Here is an 18,445-nt window from a genome sequence, read left to right on the forward strand (position 1 = left end):
AAAGCCGGAATGACCGTCTGGCAAGGGGACACATGGTATGAGCCTGATCACCGACATGATCCGCCGCAAATCCGTCGCAGCCATGCAACAGGAAACCGGCGAACGCAGCGGACTGCGTCGCGTACTCGGTTTATGGCAACTCACCGCGATCGGTCTGGGCGGCATCATCGGCGTCGGCATCTTCGTATTGACCGGCACCGTGGCCGCCACGCAAGCCGGGCCAGCCGTGGTGCTCTCGTTCCTGCTCGCGGGCATCGCCAGCGCTGCCGCGGCACTGTGCTATGCGGAGTTCTCCGGACTCATTCCCGTCTCCGGCAGTGCATACACGTATGGCTATGCCGTGCTCGGCGAATTTGCCGGCTGGGTGATCGGCTGGGATCTGCTGCTGGAATACGCCTTGATCGCCGCCGTCGTCGCGGTGGGCTGGTCCGGTTACGTACAAGCGCTGCTGGATGCGGCCGGCATCCCGCTGCCGGTCTGGGCGCAAGGCGCTTACGGCAGCGCGCCGGGACGCCTGTTCAACCTGCCTGCCGTGGTGGTGTCGATAGCGATCACTGCCTTGCTGGCCATGCGCATGCAGTGGGGTGCGCGGTTCAACACCACCATCGTGGCAATCAAGATCGCCGCTGCCGCGGGCATCGTGGTGGCTGGCGTCGCCTACGTCAAACCCGAGCGCTGGCATCCTTTCATGCCATTCGGCGTGCACGGCGTAGTGACCGGTGCCGCGGTAGTGTTCTTCGCTGTGTTCGGTTACGACATGCTCACCACGGCCGCGGAGGAATCGCGTAATCCGCAACGCGACCTGCCCCGCGCGGTACTGTTGTCGCTGGGCATTGCGATGCTGCTTTATTTCGCCATCTGCCTGGTGCTCACCGGCATCGTGCCGTACACCACACTGAACACGCCCGCGCCCGTGGCGAGCGCATTCAGCGCCATCGGCATGCCGCAAGTGATGGTGGCGATCTCGCTGGCATCGATCTGTGGCATCACCAGCGTGATCTTCGCCAACCTGCTTGCCGGTGCGCGGATCTGGTTCGCGTTATCGCGCGATGGCCTGCTGCCGGGCTGGTTCGCCAAGGTGCATCCGCGCTGGCATACACCGCATCGAACCACCTTTCTGCTTGGTGCCGTCACCGCGATCGCGTCCGGCCTGTTTCCGCTGGATGAGCTCGCCAAGCTGGTCAACATCGGCGTGCTCAGCGCCTTTATCGTGATCTGCACGGCAGTGGCTGTGCTGCGCTGGCGCCAACCCGACCTGGAACGCCCTTTCCGCACGCCACTGGTGCCGCTGGTGCCGATCATCGGCGTGGGCTTTTCCTGCTGGCTGATCTGGGGCTTGCCTACCATCACGTACTGGCGCTTCGGCTTGTGGCTGCTCGTGGGCCTGGTGGTGTATGTCAGCTATGGGCGCCATCACAGTCGCTTGGGCGCATCCGGTGATGCCATGACGGGTGTGCGCGAATCCGCATCGTAGGTGGGAGCGAAGCGCAGCCGAACCCCACTTCGCATGACCGTGCTGCGAGCACGTTGGGGTTCGCGGTCTCCTCGCCCCATCTACGGCCATGCCAACTATGCACAAATCCGCATGCAAGCCGCGGTATTTCACCAAGACCTCCCCTTGCGGCAGTCGCACCATCCCAATGGGCCCGTGCACGACGCCGCCTCTACCGGGTAACACGCCGGTACCCTCCTCCCCAAGACGTGCACGGGCCATTTTCATGTCTTTGCTGCGCGCGTGACGGCATGCCGTCTGCGAAGAGGTTCATCGCGTGGATCGTCGACGTTTTCCGCAAGGCTTGGCTACCACAGGCGCCGCGGTCGGATTGACGGGAATACGGGGCGGCGAGGCCGCATCGTCGCCGCTCCCGCGTCCCGTTCCGCCTCCGCTACGCGTGCCTGCGCAAAGCCTGTCGCTGCTGGGGCATCATCGCTGGCGAGCTTTACATCAGCTGATCGCGATTGGCAGGTCTTCGAAGACCTGCGCGATCCGCACGGCGCACTGACGCTGAGCGACGACAACACGACGTGCGTGTTGCGCAAGCGCACCGAAGCGGTTCATGCGGAACCCGACGTTCCTTATTCCGGCGTGAAGCTGGCGGATATCGCGCTGGCGGAAGCGGATCTGCTGGCCGCTCATCTTCTGCGCCACGGCGAACCGCCGGAAGACGAGATGCGCCGCGCCACCGGCGCTCGCGAGCTGATGGTGCGACCGGGTGGCGTCCATCCGAAATACGGCGCGGTGGATCGCGACTACTACGGCAACGAGTACGACGGCCTCCAGGACACCTTTACCAGTCGCTCTATGCGAACCTGGAGTGGGGACGTTTCGCGCAAGCCGCCGCCATGCTGGACGAATACTTCAACGATTTCCTGCAACCGAACGGCATGATCAATACGCGTGGTGCGGAGACCGGGCAAATTGGCCTGGCCTTGTCGCTGCTTGCGCGCTATTTCCACTACACCGGCGATGGTGCGCTGCTCAACAACCATCGCACCGGCGCAACGGACCGTTCCCCTGTTGCTGCGCTGGATGCTGGTATCTGAGGACAGCGCGGGCGAAGCGTTGTACCTGGGTCGCGCCATTCCACGCGCATGGATGGGCAGCGGGCAATCGATCGACATCAGCGACGCGCCAACACGCTGGGGACGCACCGGCTTTCAACTGCGCGTCACTGCCGACGGTGGGTGGAAGGCAGCGTCACCCTGCCCCGACCACGGCGCCCCCACGACATGGCTGAGCATGCGCGCTCCGGCAGGCAAGCGATTGGCCACCGCGCAAATAGACGGCTTGACGGCCGTTTGCCAGGACGACGCGGTGAAATTGCAGGGCGAACCCGGCCAGCGCATGCATCTTCACGCACACTTTACGCAGTGATGGCCTATCGCACGATGTTTATGCGAAATTCCGCACCCAAGTGCAGTAATTGGCACAAGACGTCTCGTTGATTATTACGGCAGGATGAAACCCGAGCACATTTCATATTACTTGTATTATCAAAACGAGATTCGGCCGTCACCAGCGTTTTTTTCCGGGGGAGTGGCATGCAACACGGGGTAGACCAACGCAGGCGTTTTCTCAAGGGTGCGGCAACCGCCCTTGTCGCAGCCGTCGCAGCACCGCGCGCAGGCGCATTCGACCTGGCCGAACCGGCCGGCACATCAAAATCGTCCAAGCAAGCCATCCCCGATCAACCCGTACGCTGCGTGCAGCCGTTTGCGCTGGAGCAGGTGCATCTGCTGGATAGCGATTTCACGCGTGCCGCCGACATCAACCGGCGTTATCTGCTGAGCCTGCCCACCGACCGGCTGATGCATACCTTCCGCCTCCAAGCCGGCATCGCCTCGCACGCGACGCCGCTGGGTGGCTGGGAGAAGCCCGATTGTGAACTGCGCGGCCATTTTGCCGGCGGCCATTACCTGTCTGCTTGTGCGCTGGCGTATGCCAGCCATGGCGACGAGGCGCTCAAGGCGCGCGGCGATGAACTGGTGAAGGCGCTTGCCGCCTGCCAGCGCCCGAACGGCTATCTCAGCGCCTTCCCCGAAAGCTTCTTCGATCGCTTGAGCCGCGGCCAGAAAGTGTGGGCACCGTTCTACACCACCCACAAGATCCAGGCCGGCATGCTCGACATGTATCGCCTTGCCGGCAACCAGCAAGCGCTGCAAGTCGCCACCGGCATGGGCGACTGGCTGGTGCATTGGCTCAACGGTTTTTCCGACGCTGACATGGCGCACATCCTCAAGACCGAATACGGCGGTACCAACGATTCGATGTATGAGCTGTATGCGATCACCGGCAACGAGCGCTATCGCGATGCGGCGCATCGTTTCGACCAGGCGTCGCTGTTCGATCCGCTGGCTACCTATAGCGATCAATTGAAGGGGCTGCACGCCAATACGCAGGTTCCCAAGATCATTGGCGCGGCGCGACGCTACGAACTGACCGGCGAACCGCGCTACCGGCGCCTGGCCGAGTTCTTCTGGGAAACCGTCACGCAGAACCGCACTTACGCGACGGGCGGCACCAGCAATGGCGAATTCTGGCAGACCGGCCCCGGCGACCTGAAAGGGCAGCTCGGTTTGTATACGGCCGAATCCTGCGTGGCGTACAACATGTTGAAGCTCACGCGCCACGTCTACAGCTGGAACGGCGATCCACGCGCCTTCGACTACTACGAACGCACGCTCTACAACGCCCGGCTCGGCACCCAGGATGCGGACGGGATGAAGCTTTATTTTTACCCGCTGCGTGCGGGCGCCAACAAGTTCTACAACTCGCCCACCGATTCGTTCTGGTGTTGCACCGGCACCGGTGCGGAAGAGTTTGCGCGCTTCAACGACAACATCTACTTCCACGACGGGGACGATCTCTACGTCAACCTGTTCGTACCTTCCGAACTGAACTGGCATGAACAAGGCATCGCCTTGCGCCAAGAGACGCGCTTCCCGCGCGAACAACGCACCACCGTGCAAATCAAGCTGACGCAACCGAAGCAGTTCGCGCTGCATTTGCGCATTCCTTCCTGGATCGGTGCCAACGCGAAAGTGCGGGTGAATGGCCAGGCATTGGATGCGTTTGCTTCGCCCGGCAGCTATCTGAGCGTGCGGCGCGAATGGCACGATGGCGACCGTGTCGAACTCGATCTGCCGATGCAGCTGCACACCATGCCGCTACCTGGCGACGACAGCCAGATCGCCATGCTGTACGGACCGCTGGTGCTGGCGGCGCGGCTTGGCGGCCAAGGCCTGACGCATGCCGTGCAGTACGGCGGCTACGGTACCGGTCCGGATCCGGAACCACCTGCGCAACCTGCGCCGCGCATCACGGCAGCCACCCCGAACACGACCGATTGGATGCGCATCGTCTCCGCGGACGAACTGCGCTTTGAAGCCACCACCAGCCAGGGCAAACAGGCGGTTGCGCCGTTGAACGAGATCTACGGCGAACGCTATGCGGTGTACTGGCAGAACGATAACGACAGATCTTCCGGCAACGGATGAACTTAAGTGCGCCCGCCGTGACCACGGTGAGCGCCGATCAGGAACGATCCGCAGCAGTGAGCGCTCGCCGCTGCGTTCGTCAAGGGGGACGGCAAGGCGCTTGCGCCGAGCCATAAGGATTCATCGCAAATAACCATTGCGCATGCCGCCTCCGGGACGGCAGCGAGCAGGCATGGAGCCTTTCAACCTTGTCTTCCATCTGTGCCGCTTGCCGGTGCACGGATGCTGCTGTGCCTGTCATTGGCATCACCACCATCGTCACGCCCCTTCCAGCGAGAGAACAACATGGTCAGTGCATCTTCTGTTTCGGTCAGTTCTTCATCCCATCGCCGTTTCTCGCTGATGGCGCAGGCCATTCGCGTAGCGCTGACGTTCGGCTTGCTGGCAAGCGGCTCGCTGTATGCGCAAGACAACGGCACGACGTCGTCAACGCAAAACAACGACACCTCCGACGCCAAGGCCAAGACCCTCCAGGCCGTCACGGTGACCGGTTCGTTGATCCGGCGCGTCGACGTGGAAACGGCCAATCCCGTTACCACCATCGATAGCGGGCAGATCGTCGCCAGCGGCAAGCCGACCCTGGGCGACCTGATGCAGAACCTGCCATCCGTGGCAGGCAACGCGACCAATCCCAGCATCAACAGCGGCGGTGGCACCGGCGCATCGACCGTTTCATTGCGCGGCCTGGGTGACAACCGCACCTTGGTGCTGGTGAATGGGCATCGCGTGGCCTACGACGACGTCAACAGCATTCCGGCCAACATGATCGATCGCGTCGAAGTGCTTACCGATGGCGCGTCGTCGATCTACGGTTCGGATGCAATCGGCGGCGTAGTGAACTTCATCCTGAAGGATCACTATCAAGGCGTGCAGGTAAGTGCCGACTACGGTGAAAGCTCGCACAGCGATGGCAATCGCCGCAGCTTCAATCTGCTGGCGGGGCTATCCGGCGACCGCGGAAAATTCATCGTATCGCTCACGCACCAGACGCAGAATCCGATTGCATCCGGCGCCCGCGACTACTCGGCGTACACGTTGGGCTTCCGCAATGGCCAGGTCGTGAGAGTGGGCTCCTCGGCGACGCCCGGTGGGTTGATCCAGGACGCCAGCGGCACCTATGTCACGCTCAACAGCGGCACCACGGGCGCCCCCACGCTGACGGACTATCACCCGTACAACTCGACCACCGACTCCTACAACTACGCGCCTTACAACTTGCTGCTCACGCCGCAGGACCGCACGAACATCTCGCTGTTCGGCTCCTACAAAGTCACGCCGAACGTCGAAGCCTACTTCAACATGTTCTATACCCGGACGTCGGCCTCTTCGATCATCGCGCCGGTGCCGATCTTCGCGAACTCGGATGATTTCCTGATTCCGTCCACCAATTACTACAACCCGTTCGGACTCAACTTCGGCACCGATCGCACCACCGGCAACGGCTACAACGATTTCGATATCCGCCTGACCTCGTTGGGCAACCGCACCTACGTCAACAAGACCTACGATTTTCAATTCACACCTGGCATACGCGGCAACTTCGGCGACAGCAGCTGGCAATGGAACGTGGATTTCAATTACGGCAAGGTCAGGCAGAAAACGCTGAACAATGGATTCCTCGACTACGCGGCCTTCGAGCAGGCGATCGGTCCGTCATTCCTGGCCGGCAATGGCGTGGTCACCTGCGGCACGCCCGCGGCACCGGTTGCCAATTGCACGCCGATCAACATCTTCAACCCCAACGACCCTGCCTCGATTGCGGCCTTGAAGAAGCTGGTGGTGAATCCCGATTCGTTCTACCGCTATACGCTCGAACAATTTGAAATGGGCGCCAACGGTGAGCTGTTCGACTTGCCGGCCGGCGCGGTGAATCTTGCCGCCGGCCTTTCGTATCGCCGCGAATCGCAATCCGATGGCACCGATACGCCCAATGCCATTGCGATCAACGATGGCCCATATGCCGGCCTTTGCGGCGTGGTGGAGTTCTGCGCCACTAAGCTCAGCGGCAGCTACAACGTGAAAGAGGCTTACGGCGAACTGTTCGTGCCGGTACTGGCCGACCTGCCCTTCGTGCATTCCTTGAACATCGACATCGGTTCGCGCTTCTCGCGCTATAGCCTGTCGGGCAGCACCACCAACAGCAAGATTGCCCTGGAATGGAAGCCGATTGCCGACCTGCTGGTGCGCGGCACGGCATCGCAGGTGTTCCGCGCGCCGAACATCAACGAACTGTTCGCCGGCACCGCGGGCGGTGCCGACGCCGCCACCGACATCTGCAATGGCTACACCGGCGGACATCCGCAGGCCTGCGCGAACGTGCCGACCGATGGCAGCTTCCAGCAGGCCAACCCGCAGCTCGGCGTAAGGGGCTCCGGTTCGGTCGCGGCCGGCTATGACCTGAAACCGGAATACGGCCATTCATTCGACTACGGCGTGGTCTACGACCCGCACTGGCTGCCGGGCCTGTCGCTCAGCGCCGATGCATGGCGCATTCAATTGCGCGATACCATCGTGGACGGTCTAGACCCGACCACCATCCTCAACGAGTGCTACTTCAGCGACCGGCTTTGCAGCCTGGTCCATCGCGCCGGCAACGGCCAGATCAGCTACATCAGCCTGCCTACCGTCAACCTCGGCGAAACCTCGGCCAGCGGCATCGATTCGACCATTCAATACAGTTTCAACGCCGGCGACTACGGCAAGTTCAACGTAAGCCTGGCCAGCACCTACATGCAGCGCTACGACGTGGACACCGCGCCCGGCGACAGCGCCGTGCCGGTGACGCATTGCGCCGGCTCCTACTGTTCGGTGTACGGCGAGTTCCCGCGCTGGCGCGGCCTGGCCACGCTCAACTGGAGCAAAGGCCCATGGAGCGCAAGTTGGACAATGCGCTACGTGGGACGCACCCGCGTCGGCAGCACCGATCTCTCGCAAGGCTACTCAGCCGACGAGAGCATTCCCGGTGTGGCGCACCCCATTGGCGCCTACGTATTCCACAACATTTCCGGCAGCTACACCCTGGCGAAATACCACACCACTCTTTCCGCCGGCATCGACAACCTTTCCGACAAGCAGCCGCCGATGTTTTATCAATGGGGCAGCAATGGGAATACGGATGCGTATACGTATGACTTGATTGGGCGGTATTACTGGATGCGGGCGACGGTGTCGTTCTAAGAGAGCCATTGACCGGCGGTCGTGCAGCATACGATCGCCGGCACGGGTTGATTCATAAGCCATGCGTGTAGCCGGTGTGAAATATTAAAAACCATCGCTAAGCGCCTGCTTTTAGCCGCCGAAGGCAGCTGCGTTCCGTCACTGCGTACATATTTTCCCTGTTAAATTCGGCCCATCCGGTAGGTGGTCTACCGGCTCTCGAAGGGGAAAACCCAATGTCACGCAGTCAAGAAATTCGCAACACTCTGCTCGTCGGCCTTATCGCTATTGGCCTGACGTCTACTGCCTTTGCGCAGACTTCCACGTTCAACGCCGCCAAGGTTTACCGTAACGATTCGGCAGCAGCCACAGCGATATCGCGGAGCAATGGCTCGGCCACTGACACGATCTGCAACACATACAACTGTGGAGGCGGTCGCCGCAGCTAATACCATCCAGCACGACATGGGTGCTGCGATAACTTCAACGCACCCACAATTGAGTTTGATGCGCCTGGCTTCGCTCAGCGGTCCGTAGGTACTGAGCATCATAAAGCAGTGCAGAAACACTGCCGTACATCGCGCTTCGCTTGGCATGCACAATGCCGTCGAATAATTCTGCTTGCGCCGTCAGTGACGGTGCTTGATTTGGATTCACCCCAAGCTTTGCCGCAATGTTGCCGGATAGGGCGATGCGACGCGCCAATCTGCCGACGTCCGTTTCGTCGTTGATGCCCATTACGCGCAAAGCAGCCCATCGACGACCGTACAACTTACCCCCACGCAGGACCAATGTGACTTGTGAACAAGTCAACTGGGTGCACACCTGAGCAATCGCTTCGCATGCCACGCGATAGATCGCCTGGTGTAATGCGGGGGACAACTGCGATAAACCACGCCCTCCCATCTCGAAGCTGTAGGCAATACCCGCCTCGTCCAGCACGCGCCCAATGGTTTCCTTGAGCGCTGCTGGCAATCCGCGCTCGCGCCAGGCGACTGGATGAAACGACTCGGCGAGACCGTAAATGCGGTCTTTCGTCTGCGCCGCGTCCCTGGCAAGGATCGCGCGTTCGTCAGCCGTCAGGAATCGCTGCACATTTCGCAAAATTCGCCCATGCGCCAGCGATACCGTCCCGCCAACGAGATCCAGCTGTGCCGATGCCTGTCGCATCCGAAGTTCGCCCTGGTGCAACACCTGTTGGGCAACGCTGAGGGCTTTGTCTACTGACAGGCGTTCCTGCTGTTGTGCATGAAGCTGGGATGTAATGCGTGCCCCCATGGCAAACAGGAAGGTAACGGCAAATGCGACGAAGTACTGCGCTTGTATCACGACGGGGTCAGGAACCGAAAGCGTAAGGACGCAAACACAAGCCACTGCAAAAGGACCTGACGCTGCCGCTCCACGCCAGCCATATTTAAGCGTGAGCCAAGCCACCGGGATAAACAGCGACATTTGCATGACGACTGCACTGCTTGCATCTAACTTGGCACTGAGGAAGGCGATTACCATCAGTGCCGGCAAAGCGCAGAAAACGGTATCCGAGGTGAGAGGGCTGTTAGTTGCCTCTACCATCATTTCCCGTATCGATCGGCCATTGCGCGCCACTCGAAGAAATAGCGGCCAAGTCGCTATCGTGAGGATCGCGACATAGCTGCCCACAAAAACCCCGGCAAACATGATCAGGCTTACATGCATTGTGGGATCAGTGGCGGTGAGATATCCCACGTAGGTAATGGTCGCCCAGAGCAGCGATGTCACCAACGCGCAAATAAGCAGCGCCTTCATATCAACGACACGCTGTGCTGGAAACAGCGCCAGTCGGCTACGGCAAAACCACACGATGGGCATGGCAATTGCAACAGGTGGGACCGACCAGATCGAGGCGGTCACGACGCCAAACAGCCCTGCGCCCTGGAAGACCGAATAGGCCAACGGAACCGCCTCGCCGATCGCCAAGGCAAACCAGTAGCGATAAGGAATCAGCAACAGGCAAGCAAATCTCAGGCCTGATGTCAGCGACCAGTGAGCATCGGAAAATGGCCGTATCGCGCAGTAAGCCAACGCATAAGCGACAGCCACGGCAATCTGGATGATCCATTCACGCCCACGAAACCGTGTTTCCTTCCCCATGCTCCGTGCCCCTTTGCCCGAGATGTGGTAACGCTTTGCTGTTTCCCCGTTAGGCCAACCTGATATCGGCCCATAAACACAATCTTTGAATGTTACGCGTGAAATGCGTGTGTAACCGCCTTTCACTGAAAAACGCTGGCTGGCATGGTATGGCCGTGCTTGGCCATCGACCTGATGCCCGCCTTCGACAATAGCAGCAATTATAGAGCTTATATCGGAGCTCTTCGGGCCAGTCGGGCCGTGAGCTGAATGACGCCGGCTTAAGGATGCCCTGATCTATTCCACGTGCCCGGCATGACGTCCAGAAGGCTCGCAGGGTGTGTTGCGTGGCGCCGGGAAGACTTGGCCGTCTTGGCAAGCCGCGCGGCACGGCCTGCGAGCCTTCTGGACGTCACCCCATCAATTAAATTCAAAGGGTTCGGGCATGCACGGTATGCGCGTCTCGCTTCGCCCCGCCGTCGCGGCAAACCGAGGCGCGCATACCGTGCGGTGACGGGTACGTGGAATAGATCAGAGCATCCTTAGGCATCCAGGCAGGTCCATCGCCATGTTTGGCCCCTTTTTTGCGTTGGTCTGGGAGTGCAAATCCCAGCTTCTCAAGGCTTCCGATACTGGGATTTCATCCCAGACTGCATTTCGACTAATAACTAAGGCCGGATACCCAAAGGGCGCCCGGCATCGAAGCCGGCTAGACTCGCGCAGGACCTCAAAGAAGGGGTGTCGAGATGGACTACAAGCAGCCTCCGCTCAATCGCGGCGTCAATCCGTTGAAGATGAACTGGCTGTGGCGATTGATCTGTCAGGTTGGCTACATTGCCGATGACGATGTTGCGTCTGCCCTTCACCACATCGATATTCACGTCAATCGGGAGCGCGTGCTGGGCTGGCTCAAATCAGAGGACGAAGACGGTTATTTTCCGCTTACCATCGCGGAGCTGGAGCAAAACCTCCGTGCTCTGCTGGCGGCACGATCTGAATCATTGCCACTCCCGAAAGGAGATGATTCAAAGGATTGATACCAACTTTCGCAATGATCTGCATCGCAGCGTCAGCGAGCATCACCTTTTGTCTGTATTGACCTCCCATACCAGCGCAGTCCTTTCTAGTGCATAAGGAGAGCAGATGCATCACATGATTAAGCGATTGATCGTTTTGCTGATGCTTTTAACCGGACCAGCCTGGGCTCACCCAACCGGCACCGTCAAACAGGTTTCCATCCATTCCGCTGCGCTTGCCGGCAATCTTGTGGGTGATCCTGCCGATCAAACGTTTACCGTTTACCTTCCACCCTCTTATGAAACATCCACGAAGCGCTATCCGGTGGTGTTTCTGCTGCATGGTTACGGCGACACCAACGACGCCTGGATTCATCATTTCAATGTGCCGGCCATGCTGGATGAACTCATCGCCAGGCATGCGATCAAGGAAATGATCGTGGTGATGCCCAATGCCATGAATCGCTTCCTGGGCAGCTTCTATGCCAATTCACCGGTGACCGGGCACTGGGAGGATTTCATCGCCGAGGAAATGGTCGCTCGCGTCGACCATGATTTCCGAACACTCGCCAGGGCGGAGAGCCGTGGCGTCGCGGGCCTTTCGATGGGCGGGTTTGGCGCCATCCGCCTGGCCATGCATCGGCCGGACGTCTTTTCGGTGGTCTATGCCATGAGCCCTTGTTGCCTGGATGCCGTCGAAGACATCGGCTACGGCAATAGCGCCTCCTGGCATGGATTGCTTCAATTCAAGACTTATGCGGACGTGGATGCGGCGATCAAGCGGGGGGAGTTCTATCCGGTCGCGGCGCTAGCGCTGCTGTCGGCCATCGATCCCGATCCCGCCGCGCCATTGCACGTAAAAATGCCGGTGCAAGAAGTCGAGCACGAACTCATGCCACGCGAACCTGAGTACACCGAGTTTCGCAATCAGTTTCCGCTGCAGCAGGTTAGCCGGTTCCGGGACAACCTATGCAAACTGCGCGCCCTGGCCATTTCTTACGGCTTCAACGACCAGTTCGCGCACATCCCGCCTTCAACCGCCGCATTTTCCAAAGCACTCAGCGATGCGCATGTTCCGCATTTGCTGGACGCTTATAACGGCGATCATCGCCAGCAGGCGCAAGCGCGTTTGGCTACGAAGGTGTTTCCGTTTCTTTCGGACAACCTGAAAGATTGACCTTGCCTTGCGTCAGCGTCGAACCGCTGCCGTCAAGGGCCGTTCGACAACAATTTTTCGTGCAGCGCTTCCGTCTCCTCATCCGAAGGAAACATCGACTCGATGCGGAGTTCCTGCGCGGCAATACTCTGCGGTGCGCCCACCGTGGTAATCAGGGAAAAGTAACGGAAAACCTTACCGTTCTTTTTGAACCCCATGGGAATCATGGGCAGGTTGGGAGAGGGCCCGACCGATCCATGCAGCCGCCACGAGGCATCGACGCCTGGATAAGCGAATAATTCATCGAGCAGCGCCTGTGTCTGTTCGTCCAGGACACGCCCGATCGCCTCACGGTAAACACGCTGGACCAGGCTTCTTGCCACGGTTTCCCAATCCACCACGAAAGGCCGCATGCCCGCGGGATCGAAGATCAGGTGCAGCATATTGCGCGGCCCTGTACGCGCTGGCATGTCGATGAACGACCCAAAAAAGCGCGGGGATGATTCGTTGGCGGCCAGCACGTTCCAATAGCGATCCATGACCATGGCAGGATAGGGATTGTGCTGGCGAAGCATGCGATCAAGCGCACGCGTAATGCCCCGCATTTCCGCAGCATTCCAAGGCGCTTCCGAATAGACCGGTGCATAGCCGGCCGCGAGAAAGACGGCGTTTCGCTCACGCAGGGGAACCTCCAGTGACTGGACGATGCTGGCCAGCGCCTGGCGGCTCGGCACGCTACGGCCGCTCTCAATAAAACTCAGGTGCCGTTGCGACATGCCGGCTTCCAGCGCCAATCCCAATTGGCTCGCGCCACGTATCTCCCTCCAGTGGCGGAGGATGGCTCCCAGATCGTGGGACGGGCGCGTCCGATCGGTACGGGTGGTCCCCATGTGGTTCTCTCGCGTGCACGTTTGCCAAGGATATTACCGATAGTGGCGTATTCGGCCGTGACATGTGGCTCACCCTCATGGCGTTCGCTGTCATCAGCGTCACTGGACCAACCGATCGATCAGGCATCCAAGGCCTGCCAACGATAAGGTTGGAAATCCTGCTCCAGCTTCGGCTTGGTCACATTGCCGGTGTAATTGGTCATAGTGGATGCCGCGACAATGGCAATCACTTCCAGCAGATGATCCTTGCCGAATCCGGCTTCCAGAAATGCCGACACATCGCCGTCATCGAGATACCCCCGCTTTTCGATGAGCGTACGCGCCAATCCAGCGAGCGCTGCGTATTTTGGATCCTTGGGACTGCGGCGTTCACGAATAGCTTCAACGTCCGACCTATCGACGCCTTCTTTAACGGCCAGCAGGGAATGAAACGCCACCGCCCACGTACACGCATTGGTGACGGCATTGGTGAGCAACACGACTTGAATCTGCTTTTCGGAGAAACTTCCGCCGTGAACGTGGCCGAACAAGCCGACCAGGCTACCAATCAGGACGGGCGACGTCGCCATGGCACCCGCAATATTGGGGATCACGCCAAAGGCGCTTTGCAGCGACGCCAGCGATAGCTTGGATGACTCTGGCGCAGATTCGATGGTATGGATGGGGAACGCTGACATGGGTTGTCCTCTTTGCAGGCCGCGCCGGAACCGACGACGATAGAAGCACTTTATTTACGTATGGTCAGCAAGCCAATTACCTGAAAGGTAATCAACAACAAAGGTGGGTCGCGATGAAGATGTTGCATCCATTGATCGGCGCCGCTTCCCTCATGCTGCTGTGCGCACCCTGCTTTGGACAAGCTGACGACCCACACATCGCAGCCATCGCGGCAAACCTCTCGCCGAACATGGTGAAAGAAGGCGAGCCGGTGCACGGAAAATCCCTGGCCGAAGCGATGGCCGAATATCACGTGCCGGGCGTCAGCATCGCCTATATCAGCCACGGAAAAATCGCGTGGGTTCGCAGCTTCGGCGTGCTTGGCATTGGCGGCGCGCCGGTTACGCCCGATACGCTCTTCCAGGCGGGCTCCATCAGCAAACCCACGACAGCGACCGCGGCCCTCCATCTTGTGCAACAGGGCAAGCTCTCGCTGGATGCGGACGTGAATACATCACTCGTTCGCTGGAAACTTCCCACATCGGAGAAGGCAGAAGGCAAGCCCGTTACCCTGCGGGAGCTGCTCAGCCATACCGCAGGTACCAACGTACACGGGTTTCCAGGCTACGCCGCAGGCACGCCCGTGCCGACCACCTTGCAGATCCTGGATGGAGCGCCGCCCGCCACGAATCCCCCGATACGCGTGGAGAACACTCCGGGAAAACAATGGAATTACTCCGGTGGCGGATACGTGATTATCCAGCAGATGATTACCGATACAGCCCAAAAACCTTTTGCTGAACTACTTGGCGAAGTGGTGCTGAAGCCTTACGGCCCACGCATCGTGCACACAGTTCCCGTCGACTCCGCCATTCTGAAGCACTATGTCGGCACCTATAAGATGAACCCTTGGTTCTCGTTTGCAGTGACGTTGCGGAACGGCAAGTTGCTTATCCAGGGAACCCATCAGCCCAATCTTGAGTTTTGGCCGGAATCGAATACGCGATTTACGTTTGTCGTGGATGTGGACGTCGAGTTCGTGCGCGACACAAACGGGGACGTTACCGGCATGAATGTGCTGCAAGATGGGAAGATGATATTTGCAAGAAAGCAATAAAACCTCGCCTCTATCCTTGAGGCGAGGTTTTAGAACTACGCGTCAACGGTCGTTCTTGTGACTTTGCTGACCGGCCTTTACGTGTTGCTCGTGCGAACCGCCCCGTGACGATTCGGATGAGGCACTTTTTGAATGCGAAGAAGAGCCTTCATTCTTGTGGCTTTGCTGGCCGGCTTTTACATGTTGTTCGTGGCTGGCGTGGTCGCCACCGCGGCTGGATTGTTTAGTCATGGCGTTTACTACCTTGATGAGGGATGAGGTCGCATGGCATGCGTTTCCCATGTCATGCATCTTCAAAACTGCCACGCGCTCCATGGGGAAGGGGTGAAAGCAAGGCCACAAGATGATCAACAATCCTGTTTGATTCCCCAGGGCTACTCAACCGCCTCGCATGTTTCCTTTCGTTTTTTATCGCCGCGGTCGATCAAGCAAGGCGCGACAGCCTAGCAGGCGGCTCGCTGGCGCTTGAACTTTCCTTCACCGCGAAGTGACTCGCGCTCCAACTATGGACAGCCAATATCCATGGACGCGACATACGTCTGTGTCGCGGTTCATTCCTATTCTGGAGAAAAATCATGGCAAACACTGGTAATCAACACGGCCAAGGCGGCGGACGCGGCTTTGCAGGCATGGATGAATCCAAGCAGCGCGAGATCGCCAGCGAAGGCGGCCGCGCCGCACACGAAAGCGGCCATGCTCACGAATTCACCTCACAGGAAGCTCGCGAAGCCGGACGCAAAGGCGGCGAATCCGTGAGCCAGGATCGTGAGCATATGTCGGAGATAGGGCAGAAAGGCGGTGAATCGGTCAGCGAGGATCGCGGCCACATGGCGGACATCGGCAAAAAGGGCGGTGAAAGCAGCCACGGCGGCGGATCGCACGCAAGCTCGCGCGGCGGATCTTCCGAACAACATGCCGAAGCCGGTCGCCAAAGTCATAAAAACACTTAGCCGAGATACGCGCCATCGCTCTTTTGGGAAGGCTCGATAAGGGGTGCACGTAGTTATGGAGGGTGCCTATAAAAAAGGCACTCTCCCGTTGCGAAGATCGCGGCACACCAAACTCGCCGAGGCGTATCTCATGTGGGGCGGCAATGGAGCGCAAATCACAGCCTTCATGAATGTCCGCAAGGGATCAGTTGTGCCCTATGTGTGGGCTGTCGCAGAAATTGCCTATCGCTGCCGCATGCGTGGTGTCGAGGTGCGCAACCTGATGCAATGGATGACGGCGTGCGAGTGAATCGCGTCAAGGGAAGTCGCGACAACCTAAGCAAGTGGTGCCCTGAACTGGGCAAGGCATGGAGCTGGCTTCTTGTTCGCCGTACGCAAAGATGGCTCAAGAAACCCGCGCTAAGTGTGCGCGTGCGACGCGTCCGCTAGTGATGTGAAGATGGTGCGGTACCGAGCAAGTCAGCCCGAACAGCGCATGGCGGCGCACGATGGGCGTCGCAATTGATGCGGCGTGATCGACAGCGAGGAACGTTTCGGACTGCATGGCTTGAAGCATCGCGGCATGACTGACACATCTGGAAGCTGGGCAGACAAAAAAGGAAGCGAGCGGTCACGTAGAGGATTCGATGGTCCATCTGTACGACCATGACGTGTCGGTCGTTCCAGCAGCCGGAAAGCCCGCTGATTTACGCAGCGATTTACGCAGCGACAAAAAATAAGGGCCTGCGGAGTTCGCAAGCCCTTGATATATCTGGCGCCCGAAGTTGGACTCGAACCAACGACCCCCTGATTAACAGTCAAGTGCTCTAACCGGCTGAGCTATTCGGGCGGGGAGCTGCGTAGTTTGGGGAAGTGGCTTTCGGCTGTCAAGCCGCCAGGGCACATTCCTCAACGTATTCAGCTGGTAAGCACGCGATAGCAAGGCACGTAGGCGCTGCCGCCGGGGAGTTTCATGCGGTGCTGCTGGACGAAGGCCCGCAGCAGGCGATCCAGGGCGCGCATGATTTCCGGCTCGCCGTCGATCTCGAACGGGCCGTGCTGTTCGATGGCGCGGACGCCTTCGTCCTTCACGTTGCCGGCGACGATGCCGGAGAAGGCGCGGCGCAGGTCGGCGGCGAGTTCATGGCGGGGGCGGTTGCGGTGGATGGCAAGCGCGCGCATGGCTGTGTGCGTGGGAACGAAGGGTTGTTGGAACGCCACCGGAATGCTGAGGGACCAGTTGAAGAAGAACGCGTCCTTGTTGTCCAGGCGATGGTTGCGCACTTTGTCGACGCCGCGCACGACGGCATGCGAGACAGCGATCGGGTCGTCGACGATGATCTTGTAGTGCTGCGCCACCTCGTCACCCAGCGCCAGGCGCAGGAAGGTGTCGATCTGTTCGAAGTAGGCGGCCGATTGCTTGGGGCCGGTGAAGATCAGCGGGAACGGAATGCCGGCGTTGTCCGGATGCAGCAGGATACCGAGCAGGTAGAGGATTTCTTCCGCAGTGCCGACGCCGCCGGGAAACACGATGATGGCATGGCCCATGCGCACGAAGGCTTCCAGGCGCTTTTCGATATCCGGCATGATCACCAGCTGGTTCACGATCGGATTGGGTGATTCGGCCGCGATGATGCCGGGCTCGGTCACGCCGATGTAGCGGTTCTTGCGGCGGCGCTGTTTGGCGTGTGCGATGGTGGCGCCTTTCATCGGGCCCTTCATGGCGCCCGGCCCGCAACCGGTGCAGATGTCCATGCCGCGCAGGCCGAGCTGATAGCCGACGGACTTGGTGTATTCGTATTCGTCGCGCGAGATGGAATGCCCGCCCCAGCACACGGCAAGGTTGGGATCGATCTGCGGCTTCAAGATGCGTGCGTTGCGCAGGATCTCGAACACGGCGTGGGTGATGCCGACGGTGTCGTCGAGATCGAAGGTGCCCTGCTCCAATTGCGTGGATACGTAGACGATGTCGCGCACCACCGCTACCAGCAGTTCGTTGATACCGCGAATGATGTGGCCATCGACGAACGCCTTGGCCGGCGCGTGGGAGAGTTCGATCTTGATACCGCGATCCTGCTGCAGCACCTGGATGTCGAAGTTCGGATATTGCTCGAACATGCCGCGCGGATCGTCGCCGACTTCACCGGAGGTGAGCACCGCGAGCGCGCAGCGGCGCAGCAGGCCGTGGAGGCCGGAACCACTGGCATCGCGCAGGCGGATCACTTCGTTGCGGGAAAGGATATCCAGGCCACCGGCCGGTGATATGCGCGCGCTTACGGTGGCAGGCATGCCGGTCTTGTCGAGCTGGGTGTCGTTCATGGGTCGATCGTCTCCTGGAGTTGCTTTCCGCCACGCATGGTTATGAGTCGCGCGGGCGGCCGCCTAGCATCCCGCTTAGGGTGCGGTGCGGTCAACGT

General features: G+C 59.8%; 13 protein-coding genes, 1 tRNA gene and 1 pseudogene. 9 read left to right on the forward strand and 6 right to left on the reverse strand.

The window, feature by feature from the left end; all coding sequences use genetic code 11:
* Positions 1-37 precede the first annotated feature (37 nt).
* The 4 genes and pseudogenes from V7M64_RS07870 to V7M64_RS07885 all read left to right on the forward strand — a co-directional run bounded on the left by V7M64_RS07870 (position 38) and on the right by V7M64_RS07885 (position 8,175).
* Entirely contained in the window at positions 38-1,474 is a 1,437-nt protein-coding gene (locus V7M64_RS07870; RefSeq protein ID WP_333678350.1) for an amino acid permease, read from the forward strand.
* A gap of 295 nt (positions 1,475-1,769) precedes the next feature.
* Positions 1,770-2,647, forward strand: a pseudogene (locus tag V7M64_RS07875) (hypothetical protein); the annotation flags it as partial.
* A 395-nt stretch (positions 2,648-3,042) separates the two neighbouring features.
* Positions 3,043-4,998: a glycoside hydrolase family 127 protein gene (locus V7M64_RS07880; RefSeq protein ID WP_333678351.1), complete on the forward strand. Its 1,956-nt coding sequence runs from the start codon at positions 3,043-3,045 to the stop codon at positions 4,996-4,998.
* A 285-nt stretch (positions 4,999-5,283) separates the two neighbouring features.
* Positions 5,284-8,175 carry a TonB-dependent receptor gene (locus V7M64_RS07885; RefSeq protein ID WP_333678352.1) on the forward strand — a complete coding sequence of 964 codons (2,892 nt, stop codon included), beginning with the start codon at positions 5,284-5,286 and terminating at the stop codon, positions 8,173-8,175.
* Positions 8,176-8,637: 462 nt separating this feature from the next.
* Here the strand turns inward: V7M64_RS07885 and V7M64_RS07890 are convergent, their stop codons facing one another.
* On the reverse strand, positions 8,638-10,284 hold the full coding sequence (locus V7M64_RS07890) for an MASE1 domain-containing protein (RefSeq protein WP_333678353.1): 1,647 nt from the start codon (positions 10,282-10,284) through the stop codon (positions 8,638-8,640).
* A gap of 725 nt (positions 10,285-11,009) precedes the next feature.
* Between V7M64_RS07890 and V7M64_RS07895 the strand changes: the two genes are divergently transcribed.
* Together V7M64_RS07895 and V7M64_RS07900 are read left to right on the forward strand one after the other, a co-directional pair.
* Complete coding sequence (locus V7M64_RS07895) at positions 11,010-11,300, forward strand: hypothetical protein (RefSeq protein WP_333678354.1); 291 nt, start codon at positions 11,010-11,012, stop codon at positions 11,298-11,300.
* Between the two features lie 106 nt (positions 11,301-11,406).
* Positions 11,407-12,456 (forward strand): alpha/beta hydrolase-fold protein, encoded by a 1,050-nt coding sequence (locus tag V7M64_RS07900; protein WP_333678355.1) that lies wholly within the window; start codon positions 11,407-11,409, stop codon positions 12,454-12,456.
* Between the two features lie 32 nt (positions 12,457-12,488).
* Here V7M64_RS07900 and V7M64_RS07905 read toward each other — a convergent pair whose 3' ends face one another.
* The gene (locus tag V7M64_RS07905) at positions 12,489-13,325 is read right to left on the reverse strand and encodes a helix-turn-helix transcriptional regulator (protein ID WP_333678357.1); all 837 of its coding nucleotides are present in this window, start codon (positions 13,323-13,325) and stop codon (positions 12,489-12,491) included.
* Between the two features lie 119 nt (positions 13,326-13,444).
* On the reverse strand, positions 13,445-13,894 hold the full coding sequence (locus V7M64_RS07910; protein WP_333678359.1) for a hypothetical protein: 450 nt from the start codon (positions 13,892-13,894) through the stop codon (positions 13,445-13,447).
* A 62-nt stretch (positions 13,895-13,956) separates the two neighbouring features.
* Here V7M64_RS07910 and V7M64_RS07915 point away from each other — a divergent pair, with 62 nt between their 5' ends.
* Positions 13,957-15,099: a serine hydrolase gene (locus V7M64_RS07915; RefSeq protein WP_333678361.1), complete on the forward strand. Its 1,143-nt coding sequence runs from the start codon at positions 13,957-13,959 to the stop codon at positions 15,097-15,099.
* Between the two features lie 42 nt (positions 15,100-15,141).
* Here the strand turns inward: V7M64_RS07915 and V7M64_RS07920 are convergent, their stop codons facing one another.
* Entirely contained in the window at positions 15,142-15,330 is a 189-nt protein-coding gene (locus V7M64_RS07920; RefSeq protein WP_333678363.1) for a hypothetical protein, read from the reverse strand.
* Positions 15,331-15,674: 344 nt separating this feature from the next.
* Here V7M64_RS07920 and V7M64_RS07925 point away from each other — a divergent pair, with 344 nt between their 5' ends.
* Both V7M64_RS07925 and V7M64_RS07930 read left to right on the forward strand, forming a co-directional pair.
* Positions 15,675-16,049, forward strand: coding sequence for a KGG domain-containing protein (locus V7M64_RS07925; RefSeq protein ID WP_333678365.1), 375 nt, complete (start codon positions 15,675-15,677; stop codon positions 16,047-16,049).
* 55 nt (positions 16,050-16,104) lie between these two features.
* Positions 16,105-16,338 carry a hypothetical protein gene (locus V7M64_RS07930; protein ID WP_333678367.1) on the forward strand — a complete coding sequence of 78 codons (234 nt, stop codon included), beginning with the start codon at positions 16,105-16,107 and terminating at the stop codon, positions 16,336-16,338.
* A gap of 463 nt (positions 16,339-16,801) precedes the next feature.
* Here V7M64_RS07930 and V7M64_RS07935 read toward each other — a convergent pair.
* Both V7M64_RS07935 and ppnN read right to left on the reverse strand, forming a co-directional pair.
* Positions 16,802-16,878: transfer RNA gene (locus V7M64_RS07935), tRNA-Asn, on the reverse strand.
* Positions 16,879-16,946: 68 nt separating this feature from the next.
* A complete protein-coding gene (ppnN, locus tag V7M64_RS07940) occupies positions 16,947-18,347 on the reverse strand; it encodes a nucleotide 5'-monophosphate nucleosidase PpnN (protein ID WP_333678369.1) in 1,401 nt (466 codons plus the stop codon).
* Between the last annotated feature and the right edge of the window lie 98 nt (positions 18,348-18,445).

The organism is Dyella sp., assembly GCF_036746095.1.
In the GTDB taxonomy this organism is placed as follows: Bacteria; Pseudomonadota; Gammaproteobacteria; order Xanthomonadales; family Rhodanobacteraceae; genus Dyella_B.